Annotated in this window: 13 protein-coding genes and 3 pseudogenes; 10 read left to right on the top strand and 6 right to left on the bottom strand. The window is 68.4% G+C overall.

Annotation, left to right across the window (positions count from 1 at the left end):
• Positions 1 to 251: 251 nt before the first annotated feature.
• Positions 252 to 581: a hypothetical protein gene (locus RV986_RS50815; RefSeq protein ID WP_475924760.1), complete on the top strand. Its 330-nt coding sequence runs from the start codon at positions 252 to 254 to the stop codon at positions 579 to 581.
• 60 nt (positions 582 to 641) lie between these two features.
• Here the strand turns inward: RV986_RS50815 and RV986_RS50820 are convergent, their stop codons facing one another.
• Both RV986_RS50820 and RV986_RS50825 read right to left on the bottom strand, forming a co-directional pair.
• Positions 642 to 887 carry a replication-relaxation family protein gene (locus RV986_RS50820; RefSeq protein WP_475923899.1) on the bottom strand — a complete coding sequence of 82 codons (246 nt, stop codon included), beginning with the start codon at positions 885 to 887 and terminating at the stop codon, positions 642 to 644.
• A gap of 62 nt (positions 888 to 949) precedes the next feature.
• Complete coding sequence (locus RV986_RS50825) at positions 950 to 1,645, bottom strand: TRADD-N-associated membrane domain-containing protein (protein ID WP_475924705.1); 696 nt, start codon at positions 1,643 to 1,645, stop codon at positions 950 to 952.
• Positions 1,646 to 2,052: 407 nt separating this feature from the next.
• Here RV986_RS50825 and RV986_RS50830 point away from each other — a divergent pair, with 407 nt between their 5' ends.
• The 3 genes and pseudogenes from RV986_RS50830 to RV986_RS50840 form a co-directional block, all read left to right on the top strand.
• Positions 2,053 to 2,619, top strand: coding sequence for a hypothetical protein (locus tag RV986_RS50830; protein WP_475923900.1), 567 nt, complete (start codon positions 2,053 to 2,055; stop codon positions 2,617 to 2,619).
• Positions 2,620 to 3,362: 743 nt separating this feature from the next.
• Positions 3,363 to 4,013: a hypothetical protein gene (locus RV986_RS50835; protein WP_475923901.1), complete on the top strand. Its 651-nt coding sequence runs from the start codon at positions 3,363 to 3,365 to the stop codon at positions 4,011 to 4,013.
• Positions 4,014 to 4,276: 263 nt separating this feature from the next.
• Positions 4,277 to 4,817: pseudogene (locus tag RV986_RS50840) on the top strand (IS5 family transposase); the annotation flags it as partial.
• Between the two features lie 198 nt (positions 4,818 to 5,015).
• Here the strand turns inward: RV986_RS50840 and RV986_RS50845 are convergent.
• Positions 5,016 to 5,138, bottom strand: a pseudogene (locus RV986_RS50845) (IS982 family transposase); the annotation flags it as partial.
• Between the two features lie 196 nt (positions 5,139 to 5,334).
• Positions 5,335 to 6,210, bottom strand: a complete 876-nt coding sequence (locus tag RV986_RS50850) for a LysR family transcriptional regulator (RefSeq protein WP_475923902.1) — start codon at positions 6,208 to 6,210, stop codon at positions 5,335 to 5,337.
• A gap of 122 nt (positions 6,211 to 6,332) precedes the next feature.
• On the opposite strand from RV986_RS50850, the gene RV986_RS50855 reads away from it, so the two are divergent.
• Together RV986_RS50855 and RV986_RS50860 are read left to right on the top strand one after the other, a co-directional pair.
• A complete protein-coding gene (locus tag RV986_RS50855; RefSeq protein ID WP_475923903.1) occupies positions 6,333 to 7,331 on the top strand; it encodes an NADP-dependent oxidoreductase in 999 nt (332 codons plus the stop codon).
• Positions 7,328 to 7,729 (top strand): nuclear transport factor 2 family protein, encoded by a 402-nt coding sequence (locus tag RV986_RS50860; RefSeq protein WP_475923904.1) that lies wholly within the window; start codon positions 7,328 to 7,330, stop codon positions 7,727 to 7,729. Before RV986_RS50855 ends, RV986_RS50860 begins: the two co-directional genes overlap by 4 nt.
• A 146-nt stretch (positions 7,730 to 7,875) precedes the next feature.
• Here RV986_RS50860 and RV986_RS50865 read toward each other — a convergent pair whose 3' ends face one another.
• Positions 7,876 to 8,097 carry an IS3 family transposase gene (locus tag RV986_RS50865; RefSeq protein ID WP_475923905.1) on the bottom strand — a complete coding sequence of 74 codons (222 nt, stop codon included), beginning with the start codon at positions 8,095 to 8,097 and terminating at the stop codon, positions 7,876 to 7,878.
• Between the two features lie 384 nt (positions 8,098 to 8,481).
• Here RV986_RS50865 and RV986_RS50870 point away from each other — a divergent pair, with 384 nt between their 5' ends.
• On the top strand, positions 8,482 to 9,066 hold the full coding sequence (locus RV986_RS50870; protein ID WP_475923906.1) for a hypothetical protein: 585 nt from the start codon (positions 8,482 to 8,484) through the stop codon (positions 9,064 to 9,066).
• A gap of 52 nt (positions 9,067 to 9,118) precedes the next feature.
• A complete protein-coding gene (locus RV986_RS50875; RefSeq protein WP_475923907.1) occupies positions 9,119 to 9,556 on the top strand; it encodes an alpha/beta fold hydrolase in 438 nt (145 codons plus the stop codon).
• Positions 9,557 to 9,623: 67 nt separating this feature from the next.
• Here RV986_RS50875 and RV986_RS50880 read toward each other — a convergent pair.
• A pseudogene (locus RV986_RS50880) lies at positions 9,624 to 9,779 on the bottom strand (SIP domain-containing protein); the annotation flags it as partial.
• A gap of 57 nt (positions 9,780 to 9,836) precedes the next feature.
• Between RV986_RS50880 and RV986_RS50885 the strand changes: the two are divergent.
• The gene (locus RV986_RS50885) at positions 9,837 to 12,575 is read left to right on the top strand and encodes a GDSL-type esterase/lipase family protein (protein ID WP_475923908.1); all 2,739 of its coding nucleotides are present in this window, start codon (positions 9,837 to 9,839) and stop codon (positions 12,573 to 12,575) included.
• A complete protein-coding gene (locus RV986_RS50890; RefSeq protein WP_475923909.1) occupies positions 12,572 to 12,820 on the top strand; it encodes a hypothetical protein in 249 nt (82 codons plus the stop codon). The genes RV986_RS50885 and RV986_RS50890 overlap by 4 nt, the downstream gene beginning before the upstream one ends.
• The last annotated feature ends 34 nt before the right edge of the window (positions 12,821 to 12,854 follow it).

Consider the following 12,854-nt stretch of genomic DNA (forward strand, 5'->3'; position numbering starts at 1 on the left):
GCGCCGCGCGTACCGGTCACAGCAGCAGCCGGCCCCGACCACGAAGGCCCGACCACGGTCACGAAGCGACAACGCCTCCGTGGACCAGGCCCACATCCCCGCCGACAACCCGTCCGACAACCGTCCGCACGCTCTGCCGCACTCGTCCGCGAATCCGCAGGTCACCACGCCGCTTCGGCCGTGGTCGGGAGGCCGACATCCTCTCTACGCCCCCGAGTCCACGCCCCACAGCAGGAAGAAAGAAGAAGTGGGTGGGTGGGACAGGCCCCGGGCGGCGGGCGAGGGGAGCGGGCGCCGCCGGTGTTCCTCGCGCGCGACGGCTGGCCGACGCGCAGCGGGCTGTCGAGGACGAACTCGCCCGGCGCTCCTGGCCGGTTGTGGTCGTCTGCGATGCCCATCTGCTGCGCACGGAGGCCCTGCAGTACGTCTATGCGCTGTGGAGCCTGTTCCAGGACTGTGAACGCCGGATGCCCGTCGTCCTGGTGGGACCCGAGCAGATCCGGTCCGTGCTGCGCCGGCCATCACTCGCCGGCCTGGAGAGCTGCGTCTTCATCTGGCACCGACTCACGCCCTCACCCTGAAGACATGAGACCCCGGACCGCGACGGCCTGATCAAGGGGGTGTCCACTGTGGTGACCGCGCTACGTGTGCCGGTAGTCGCGCCCGGTCCAGGGGTTGTCGCCGTCGGCGGGGCCGCGCCGGTAGTACAGGAGCGCGTCGGGGATGACGGCCTCGCCGCTCCCGATCGCGTGGTGGACTTCGGGGATCCAGTCCAGCGGCTGGCACAGCTCGCTGCGGCGGCGGCCGCCCTCGAGGAAGACGACCACGGTCTCGGTCACGGTCAGCGTGTGGCCGGCCTTCAGCCGCACGGCGGTGGGATCGGACACGGTCCTGGAGGGCCGGTGGCCGCGCATCTCCGGCCACTCGGAGGCGAGCTGGGTGATGCGGCCTACTCGGTCGCTGCGGCGCGCTTCTTCTTCGTCTGCCGCTTGGCCGGTGACGGTGGTTCTTTGCCGTTGTTCATCCGGGCGCTGGCTTCCAGGACCTGGTCGATGATGCGGCGGCGCATCTCGCTCTCGGGGTCCTCGCCCAGGTCTTGGGCCAGGCGCTCCGCGGTCAGGTAGTAGCCGGTCAGGACCGGTTGCTCGAAGTAGCGGTTGAGCTGGCTCAGCGTCTGCCCGTACATCTGCAGATAGGTGCGGTTGAGAAAGGCGGAGAGCGCCGCGGCGACGCCCGCGATGGCGGCGACGAAGACCTTGGTCTGCCCGTTGGCGAAGTACAGGCCGGCGGCGAAGCAGCCCACAATCACCAGCAGGCCCAACGCCATGGCCCGTTGCGAGGACCGGAAGGACCGGTCGGCTTGATCGGTGGCGATCCGGTGGTATTCGTCGATCTGGGACTGGTTGAGCTCCAGGAGCGTGGCCAGGGGCGTGACGGTCTTGAGGTCCGCGAGCTTCTGCGCGTCGATCTCCTTCTGCAGCTCGGCCGCCTCTTCAGCCGCCTGTAACTGGAGATCCTCCCGGCGGATCTGCTTGACCAGCAGGTAGATGGCGATCCCCGAGACCGCGGTCACCGTGACGCCTATCAGGATCCACAGCCATAGCGGCACCGCGCCCACGGCGGCTTTTCCGATGCCCACGAGCACGACAGCCAAGACGATCAGCAACGGGAGGGCAGACGGCTGGGAGCCTGGTCGTCTGTAGTGGCCGCGGGTTGGACGTGCGCTCGACAAGGAACCCCCTGGACTGTCCGTACGGCGCCACGGCCGTGCAGTGATCAGTTCAACCGGCTGAGTCTGGCAGCCCGCCATATTCCCGCCCAGCATCTGACCAGCCAACTGCGGCCGCACAGAGGCCGAACCGCCACTGCCCACGGGGCGCACAGGCGACCGCTGGGCACGCGGACGTCGACCGCCAGGTGCTCGAGGAACAGCTTGTCCGCTGCGCCGCGATGCCTGCCCGGCGCGGCTGATCGGGTGATGCCCACTGCTGCCTCCGATGCGAGGCCCCCGCCTGTGACGTTGACCGGGTGACAGAGAGAAGGAGAGCGGACATGGCATCGAGCAGACGGCGGGAACCGGAGCGGTTCCCGTACCACGACATCCGCGACGCGATGGTGGAGATCCTGGAGAGGGAGCACGGCATCACCACCAGCCGCTACCACGGCCGCACGTTCCGTGCGGCCTGCCATCTGATCCACCAGGACAACCTGGAGCGCCGCAAGCCACGCGGGAAGCTCCCGAAGTGCCACCCGAACTTCGGCAAGTCCGAGCGCGACTTCGAAGGCCACCGGTGGGACGAATGCTCCCTCACCCCGGACGTGCCGTCGTTCGGCGGGAAGCTGAAGGTGGACCACGAGGACTCGTGGTGGGTGGGCGACCGCATGGTGGCCTACGTCTGGTACCCCTACGACGTCCCGCTGCGCGAGCTCGGTGAAGCAGACGCCCGCGTCGCCCGCCATGGACTGGGGCTGACCCTGCACACGGGCTGGGGCGCCCACTACTACGGCAACACCCCGGCCGTCGTCCTCGCCCCGGACTGGTTCAAGGTCCCGTACCACCCGCGCACGGAAGACCTCATCCGGGCCGCTCGCCAGCTGCCCCACCGCTGCGAGTGGTAGACCACGGCACACGGCACCCCGTCACGCAAGGCGATGTGTACCGCACTGTGCGAAACCGGTACGTTCACCGCATGTCTGGGGATCACAACACAGAAGGCGCCGCTCGCACGGGAGTTGGCGCGGGCGTGGTCGACGCCGAACTGCCGGCGCAGAGCGGACCACCGCTGACGGAGTTCGAGGTTGTCGACTCGGTCGGGTGATCTTCTGGCTGGCTGAGCATGGAAGCAGGACCTCCCGCACAGCTCGTGGGTGTCGAATCCAACCGCGCAGCAGGAGGCCCCTGGTGCTGCAGTCTTCCGTGCCGGCGTTGTTGGCGTCCAACTCGGCTTCCCTGACGTGTGATTGCCTCGCGCATCGGTTCGGGAACGCCGGTGATCGGCCGTACAGGCGGCCGAGATATCCGTCGCACATGAGCGATGCGGAGTGGGCGGTCGTGCGCGACGCGATGCCGGTCCCCGGCTGGTTGGAGGGCCGCGGCGGGTAACCGGGGGGCTACTGCCACCGGCAGCTGGTCGACGCGGTGCGCTACCTGGTGGGCGGGCGGTATCACCTGGCGGGCGATGCCCGCGGACTTCCCCGCGTGGGACCGTGGCTACGCCTTCTTCCGGCGTTGCCGGGACAAGGGCCTGACCGCCGAGTTCCACGACCGGCTGCGCGACCGGGTCCGCGAGGCTGCGGTGAGGGCCCCACTGCGTAGCGGTGGGGAGGCGGGGCTGTCAGGCCCCTGTGCCATTGTTCGTGTCATGACCTCAGTCAAGGATCCAGAAGATTTTGTGGGCGTCACGGACACCATTGACGCCTTGTTACGGCAATGCGTGGATCACATCAACCGCAATCGCGACATGTGCACGCTCAAAGCAGAATGGTTCGCCTACATAGGGGAGTTGACGCTAGAGGGGGAGGTTACCTGGTTCGGGATGGGTCGCGGCGGCTGGTATCACGATGGACTGCCCACAGGACTGAGCAAGGCTCCGGTATATGCGGGCTTCTACTGGTGCCGGGAGGACGACAAGCCTCCGGTTGCCCGGGCCAACATCGTCGTCGTGCCGCTGGCGGACGCCGCCCGTATCGCGGCGGCCGACTGGGGCGACGGATATAACGGCTACGAACCGGCCCCGCTAGACGGATACGCCGTCTTGTGCAGCTCCCCGTTCGACCCGAAGCGGGCCGGAGTGGAAGGCGCCGAGGCCCATCTCCGCAATGCCAAGTGCATCATCGCGGCCGGAGACGCTGAGGGTCGCCAAGCCAACTATGCCGAGATCATCACCGATCCGGATCGCGGAGGCAACGCCCTGTTCTTTCCTGTCGAAGGGGAGGAGAGGGACGGCTACTCAGCAGTGGAGCCGGACGGAACCGTTGTCTGCCTCGCCTTCATCGACTACGACTTCGACTAGCGAGTGGCCTGACATGTAGATAAGAGCAGGTCAGGGCGGATGGGCGTGGCCGGTGCCCTGGGGTTCGCTGTGGCTGTCGGCGATCCGGGACACGTTCTCCCGCCGGCCGTGGCCTAGGTTGTGTGTTCAAAAGATCTTGAGTGGTGGATCATGGGCGGGTAATACGTCGCCATGAACTGTCCGATGCCGAGTGGGAGTTCGTCGGACCGCTGCTGCCGGTGTCACTGCGGGGCCGGAAGCGGCTGGACGACCGCAAGGTGCTCAACGGGATCGTGTGGAAGTTCCGCACCGGGACGCCTGGCGGGTCGTGCCGGAGCGGTACGGCCCGTGGGCCACGCTGCCACCCGCTTTCGCCGGTGGGCGCTGGACGGCACCTTCGAGCGCATGCTCCGGGCCGCCCAGGCGCACGCCGACGCGGCTGGGGACATCGACTGGCTGGTGTCGGTCGACTCCACCATCGTCCGCGCCCACCAGCACGCCGCCGGGGCCCGAAAAAGGGGGGCCCGCAGTCCCGGCCTCGGACGCTCCCGAGGCGGCCTGACCAGCAAAATCCACCTGGGCTGCGACAGTGTCGGCCGCCCGCTCGCCTTCACACTCACGGGCGGAAACACCAACGACTGCACTCAGTTCACCGCCGTGATGGAAGCGATACGAGTGCCCCGCATCGGCCCGGGACGGCCGCGCACACGACCCGCCCACGTGCTGGGCGACAAGGGCTACAGCTCCCGGGCCGTCCGCACCTGGCTGCGGCGGCACGGCATCGGCCACACCATCCCCGAGCGGGCCGACCAGGTCCGCAACCGCGTAGCGGGTAGCGATGCCGCGCCACTGCTTCAGGCGGTTGAAGCGTCGTAACGTATTCTTCAGGGTCGTCGCGAAGGCCGACGAGCGAAAGACACTGCGCGACATGCTCGACACCGTACCCGACGTCGAAGCCTCCCACCCCGGCCAGACGATCATCGGGGACGCTCCGACGCGGCAGCCGAGGCGGGCGCCCGCCAGCCGCAGCGGTTTGAACAGGTGCGCTCCGGCCCGCTCGGCCTCACCTTTGCGGGCCGGCCGCAGCAACTGCAGGTGACGTTCCGCAAGGTCGTGCTCGAACTCGCGGCCGTAGTAGTTCTTGATCTGAAGCTTCCCTGCACCCTCACGCGATACGGCAACGGTTCCTGGTCGAGGCGGCGTACTTGATCGCAGTTCCATGGGGTCGGACGCTGAGCCGGCACAACCTAACCCCGAGCGATACCGGCAGATGCGCGACGAACACGGCGAGCGTGAGCACCGCTTGGTGCAGTTCAGCGCCAAGCGGGTCGGCTGGTCCCGGTCAGGCTGCCGGGGCGGTCAGGACGGCCTTGGCCGCCAGCCGGAGATTCCTGATCATCGGATTCGGGTCGCCCTTGCGGCTGACCAGGACGACCTGGCTGGGGGGAGCGCCCTCGATCGGGACGGTGACGAGGTTGGGACGCAGTGAGCTACGCCGATCGCCGACCGGTAGCACGGCGATCGCCCTGCCACTCGCGACGAGTTCGAGCTTGTCCTCGTAGCTCTCGATCGGCGGCACGCCGGCCCCGAGGATCCGGTAGGAGGTCCAGTCCGCGGTCTCGAACGCGCAGGGCGCCGCCTCCTCGCCGGCCAGTTCTTCCGCGGTCACCGACGCGCGGTCGGCCAAGGGATGGCCGCGCGGGACCACGAGCATCCGGGGCTCCTCGTACAGCGGGGTGGTGAACACGTCGTCGGCGGCGAGTGGCAACGGGGCCCGCGCGATCAGGGCGTCGACGCGCTTGTTGGACAGCGTCCCGACGTCGCGGCAGCTCAGGTGCCGGGTGGCGATCTCGGCCTGCGGGTGACGGCGGCGCAGTTCCCGTACGGCGGCAGTGATCACCAGGTCTTCAACGTAGCCGATGGCGATGCGTTCGGTCTCGGCTTGTTCACGCACGGCCAGCTCGGCCTGGCGGGCGGCCTGCAGCAGGGCTTGGGCCCGGGGGAGGAACGTCTGGCCGGCCGGAGTGAGCCGGGTGCCCTGGGGTACGCGGTCCAGCAGTCGTGCGCCGAGATACTTCTCGAGCCGTTGAATCTGGCGGCTCAGCGCCGGCTGGGCCACGTGCAAGTCGGCGGCGGCCCGGCCGAAGTGCTGGTGTGCCGCCACCACGGTGAAGTAGCGCACCAGCCGCAGTTCCAGGTCCTGTCCGAGATCGTTCACCCTTCCAGCGTACGCGTCATGCCGTTTCGGAATGAGCAGGTTGCCGAACCGGCCTTGGACGGCCATGCCGTCCTGGGCCTTGACTGAAGGAGCAACGTTTCCCCGAGAAAGCGACAGGCGCGATGAAGGCGATCCAGTTCCATGAAGCAGGCGGGCCGGAAGTTTTGCGATATGACGAGGTGCCGGTTCCCGAGATCGGCCCGGGCGAGGTGCTCGTCCGGGTGCACGCGGCGGGCATCAACCCGCCGGACTGGTACCTGCGTGAGGGGATGAAGGTCATGCCGGCCGAGATGAGGCCGGCGCTGGAGTTCCCCCTGACCCCCGGAACGGACATGTCGGGCGTGGTCCAGGCGGTCGCTCCCGACGTGCTGGGGTTCGCCGTCGGTGACGAGGTCTTCGGCATGCTGCGGTTCCCCGGGTTCGACGGCCGGACGTACGCCGAGTACGTGGCCGCGCCGGCCTCGGACCTGGCTCACAAGCCGGCCGGTATCGACCACGTGCAGGCGGCTGGGGCGCCGATGGCCGTGCTTACGGCCTGGCAGTACCTGGTTGATCTCGGCCACGACGTGCCGTCTCCTTTCACCGGCCAGGTGCACCAGCCGGTGCCGATCACGCCAGGGATGACCGTGCTGGTCAACGGGGCCGCCGGTGGAGTGGGCCACTTCGCGGTGCAGCTGGCGAAATGGAAGGGGGCACACGTCATCGCGGTGGCCTCGGGCCGGCACGAGCAGTTCCTGCGCAAGCTCGGCACCGATGAGTTCATCGACTACACCAGGACGCAGGCCGCGGACGTGGTCAGCGGTGTCGACCTGGTGATCGACACCGTCGGTGGCCCGGACAGCTCACGCTTCCTGACCGTGCTCAAGCGCGGCGGCACCATGCTTCCGGTGTTCTTCGCCGAGTACGACCCGGAAGAGACGGCGAGTCTGGGCATCACAGTCTCGAACATTCAGGTGCGTTCCAACGGCCCCCAGCTGGCCGAGGTCGGGCGCCTGTTCGACGAGGGCAAGCTCCAGGTCGGGGTGGACAGCACCTACCCGCTGCCCGAGGCGGGCAGCGCACACACGCGAGCCGCGCAGGGCCACATCCAAGGCAAGATCGTGCTGACGGTGGTCTCGTGATCGCCGAACTCCAGCAGGCGGTGGCGAACTACGCCCACGCCCTGGACGAGCTGAATGTGCCCGAGCTGGAAGCGGTCCTGACTGAAGACACCACCTGGACCTTCACGATGCCCGGACAGAGAGTGCTCGGCCCGGTCGCCGGACGCGCGGCGGTGCTCGACTTCATCCGTGACGGGCACGCGGCCCAGACCGGAAGGGTGCGGCACCACCTGGGCAATGTCGTGGTCACGACGACGGACGCCGCCACCGCTGAGGTGCGGGCCTATCTGGCGCAGACGAGGAACACGGGCGAGAGCATCCAGATGATCTCGACCGGGGTCTACACGTTCGGCCTGCGCCGGTCCGACGGTGGGTGGCGGATCGCCGAGCTCACCCTGACGCTGGACAACGCCATTTAGGGCGGGGCTAGTGCCGCGTCAACCAACGTTCGCCCTGTACTGCCGCGCTATTTGAAGGACGTTGCCGACAGTGGTCATCCGTCACGCTGTCCTCGTGGCTGAGCGTGTGCGGGTGTGAGGTTCCCCCGCTGTCCGGGAGGTGCTGATCAGCTGGTCAGAGAGGGTTGACGGGTCTTCAGGTTCGTCGGTTCGGCCGTCGCCTGCTTGGTGTAGTGCTTCTCCTCGAACTCGATCGGGCTGAGCCAGCCGAGCCGTTCCTGGATGCGACGGGAGTTGTAGAAGCCGTCGATGTACTCGAAGAGCGCGAGGTTCGCCTCGGCGCGCGTGGGGAAGGTGCGCCCGCGCAGTCCCTCGGTCTTGATGAGCATCCACAAGTTCTCAGCGAGAGCGTTGTCGTACGACGACAGCGAGGGATGGGCCCGCAACTCCCGGGGGTGGCACGGAAGTACAAGACGGATGGCAGGCGGGAACAAGACTCCGACGGGCGGAGCCCACCAGAGTGGCCGTCAGGGGTTCCGCCGTCCTGCCGGAACGGTCAGGCACCGCCATGACGGCCCTCCGGGGCCGGCCCCACACCCGAGCGTGCGCTCCAGTGTGGGCTCCTTCACTGACACACCTTCACCAACGGGAGCACGTTTCATGACCGATTCCACGGTCTCCCTCTTCGAAAAGCTCGTCCAGGCCGACCCGCGTAGGCGTCTTCAGCCCCCTCGTCGGCGGGGGGCGCGCGGCGGAGCGGCGACACACTCGACGTGTGCTTCCCCGACCTGGCCGACGGCGCCGGCCACCCGGCGTCCTCCGTGGCCGCACGGCACACGACGGTCACGGCGGGCGGCAGCACCCTCCTAGACAACGACGGCGACCTCTGCCAGACCGTCGACAAGCTCCCGGCCGGTCCGACCCGGTACACGATCCGCACGGACCTGACCCGCCCGGCCACGGTGGCCGGCACCAGCAGCCGCCTGACCGCGGCCTGGACCTTCACTTCGAAACACACGTCACAACACCCGAACACCTCCACCCTCCTCCCCCTCTCCACCGTCCGCTTCCCTCCCACCCTCACCCCCACCGGCACGGCCGCCTCAGGCCGCCGCACCACGGTCCCGCTCTCCGTCGAGGACCCGGCCGCCAAGCACCTGAAGTCCCTGGTGGTGAAGGTCTCCTACGACGCCGGAGCAACCTGGTCCGCCGCCGGCGTGACCACCGACCACGGTAAGAAGACCCTTGCCCTGACCCACCCGGTCAAGGCCCACTCGGTCTCCTTCAAGACGACCCTGACCGACACCGAGGGCAACACCTACTCGGCGACGATCCTGAGGGCGTACCTCCTCACCTGATTCGAAAATCCCCCGTCCCGTGTCCGTAGCCGCTGGTCAGGCTGCACCGTCTGTGTGGAGGGTCACTTGCTCACTGCTCGCCGCGGACCCCGCTGCCGTGGGCGCCCTGCGCATCCGGGCCGAGGACCGGCGCCCGCAGGTGCGGGAGCGCTTCTACAACGGCACCGACGAGACCGCCGCCGACGCCGCGATCGCGTTGCTCAGCGTGGACGGTCCGAGGGGAGTCCCGGGCGAGGTGCTGTCGGTGACCCGAGAGCGGTACGGCGCCGTCCCGCACAGCTATGTCCTGTGCGAGCGCGACAACGCCGTACGCCCCGCCCTGCAGCGCCGCCTGATCCGCGAGATCGACGCCGTGTCGGTGACCCCGACCCGGGTCTTCGAGCTCGACTCGTCGCACTCGCCGTTCCTCTCCCGCCCGGAGGAGCTGACCAGCGCGATCGAGGCCGTCTACAGGAGTTGGTTGCCTTCAGCCTTGCCCTGGCGCCAGTAGCCCGTGAAGGCGACCAGGCGCCGGCGCAGGGTGCGGATCGCCGCGGCCTCGCCGGCGAGGCCGCGGCCACCTCCTGCTCGTCGCCGGATTCGGGCACCTCGAGCAGCGCCTCGCCGACCACGTCCGGGGCGAGCCGTTCGAGGATCCGGATGATGGCCGGCGCCGCGGTTTCGTCGCCGCCGAGCAGCAGGCAGCCGGTGTGCGCCGGCGGGTGGAAGTCGATGCGTGGCTTTCATCGAAGATCATCTGTAATCGATCAACTGTCGACAGTGGAGTGGGTGTGGAGCAAACATTTGATGTGAAGCGGGTGTTGTGGCCCGCGGGCCCCGTCATCGCGGCCCTGTGTGTCTTGGCGCTGCTGGCCGGGGTGACACCCGCCCGGGCGATGCCGGCGCAGCAGGCGGCGAGTCGCGCTCAGCTGGCGGCGAGTCGCGCTCAGCTGGCGCCGGGAACCCTGACAGCCGTCGAGGCTGACGACGAGGTAACGATAACCCTGGAGAACGAACACATCTCCGAAGTCCCCAGCGATCTCCTGGAGACTTGGATGGACGAGATATCGAACGCCGCGCCGGTGCTCAGCGACGCCATCAAGCAGTCTTTCGCCGCCAACCCTGTGGACATGGGCGCGTCGGGGGTCAGCACGGAACCGTGGATCACCTTCGACGGGAAGTTGTCCCTCTCGATCCCCACGAACAGCATCTCCCTGGTCATACCGGTGGACTCGGCTCAGATCGATGCCTCTGTCTGGCAGCGACTCCTCGCGGCGGCCGGCGGCATCCTGGTCCAGTATCTCGTCCGCACCCTCTGCTATGCGGCCTTCCAGGTGGGATCGGTGTTCGCCGGGCCGTTCTGCGCCGTCCTGGGAGCTTTCAGCGGCACGATGTTCTACCAGGCGCTCATCATCTTCGCGGACGGAAAGCAGGCTGATCCCAAGCAGTGGGCAGAGGGGTTCGCTTTCGCCGTAGTGGCAGCCCTCGGCGCGGGGGTCTGGGAAGGCGGCCTCAACGAATTCGCGAAGAACCAGGTCCGGCCGCTCTTCGAGGACATCCTGGACAGCATCCGGCGAAGCTGGATCAACCAGAAGATCAAGTCCACGATCGATTGGCTGGAGCCTTACTGGTCAAAATTCACGGGCTTCCTCAGCGACGCGTTCACTAGGGCGCACAGCACCTCCGGTTTGCCCGGGGGGGACCGGCCTCTGAGGATCATGGTGGTGGGTGACTCGATGAGTCAGGGCCACGAGGGCGACTATACGTGGCGCTACCGGCTGTGGCAGTGGCTCCAGGACCAGCGCGTGGCGGTTGACTTCGTCGGCCCGTACGACGGAACCCGGGGGCCCGACCCGGCCGGCCCGCCGCAACCGCCGCCGCTGCAAGGCGAGCCCACGCCCGCTGCCGGGCCGCCGCGCGCCGACGGCGGGTACGCCGCCGACGCGGCGCCGTTCGACAGCCAACACTTCGCCATCTGGGGCCGGCAGGCGGCCCAGGACAAGGACCTGATCAGGGAGCAGGTCGCGAACTACCAGCCGGACATCCTGCTGGTCGGCCTGGGCTTCAACGACATGGGCTGGTTCGTCAGCGGCCCCGAGGGCACCCTCGCCAGCATGAGGACGCTGGTCGACAACGCCCGTGCCGCCAAGCCGGACCTCAAGTTGGCGCTGGCAAATGTCCCACAGCGCACCAAGATCAACGGCCGGGACGATCTGCCGGTGAACACCGACACCTACAACAGGATGCTCGCCGCCGCGATCCCCACCTGGAGCACCACCGCGTCACCGGTCAAGCTCGTCGACTGGCGCGGCAACTACAGCTGCGAGGTCAACGCCTGCCCGGCCGGGTACGACGGCCTGCACCCCAACGCCCGCGGCGAGTACGAGATCGCCGGCGCCTTCGCGCAGACCCTGCACAACGGCTACGGCCTGGGCGCGAGCGCCCCCACGACGTCCGGCGTCCTGCCGAGCCGTCCCACCCCGATACCGTCGAGCGTTAGCGCGGAGGCCAGTCCGCTCGGCTTCACCGTCACCTGGGAGCCGGTCTACGGCGCCTTCGGCTACACCGTGCGCTCTCGCATCGCCGGCACCTCCACCTGGAACGAGTTCCACGTGTCGACCAACCGGTACGACAACAGCTGGGTCGTCGACAGCCAGCAATGGGAGGCCCAGGTCCGCACCGACAACGGCGACCACGTGTCCGGCTGGTCGGACGTGGTCTCCACGACCGTCCATCCCCAGACCGCGCCGGGCCCCGCCGACATCCTCACCCTCGCCACCCCCGCCGGCTTCGACATCCGCTGGGACCCGCCCACCGGCGACAACACCTCCACCATCGAGCGGTACGCTGTGCTCACCTACGACCTCGACATTCCTGGCGCGTTCGTCAACCGTGTGGGTATCCGCGGGCGGTCAGCGAGCATCGACGGGCTCGTCTCGGGGCACCGCTACCTCGTCGCCGTCGAGAGCTGGAACGCCGCCGGAGGTGGCCTTCCCGCCGGTGCCCGCGGCATCGTCGTCGGAGGCGGAACCCCGCCGACACCGACCGACCTGACGGTCACCGCGACGGATCTCACCACCGTCCAGCTGGCGTGGAACAGCTCCGCCGAAGTCGGCGGATACGAAGTGACCATTCGCAACATCAACGACGGCAGCGTGTCGCGCGAAGTGGCCAACGGCACCACCCACGGCATCGCGTTCCTCTTCCCCGGCTACTGGAACTACGAGTTCTGCGTCAGGGCGTTCAACGGCATTCAGACGTCCGGCAGTTCCAACTGCGTCACCCTGCCCCTCCCACCACGGCCGGGAGGCCCAACGTGCCGCCCGACGCCGAGCCGACGCCGATCGGCGATTCCTCCGTGCTTTCGGCTACCGTCGGCTGAGAAGCTCGCCAGGCGCCGGCCCCGGCACGATCAGGCTCGTGCCGGGGCTGCGGCCCACGGCATTTCCCGCTCCGTCTGGTATTTCGAGGTCGACGATGATGGTCTCGTCCCAACCACGGCGAAAGAAGCGACTCGGCAGGGCGGATGACTACCTCCGAGCGCCACCTTCACGGGCGGCTCCTCTGCTCGGTGATCTGGTGCCCCATCATCTTCGCGCCCGGAAGCGGCCGGGCCAGAGTCAGCAAAAGCGCCCGCAGCCAGCTCGAATGGCTGCGGGCGCCCTTTGTGATGCTGCCGGACGGTCAGCGGTCGACGACGTCCTTAACGAGCCCGGCGGCCCCGGTCTACGACCTCCTGCTCCTCCAGGTCGACAACGAGGCCGTCACGCAGTGACCACACGCACCCTGTCCTGACACTGGTCTCCGCG

The organism is Streptomyces sp. RLA012 (assembly GCF_056270325.1).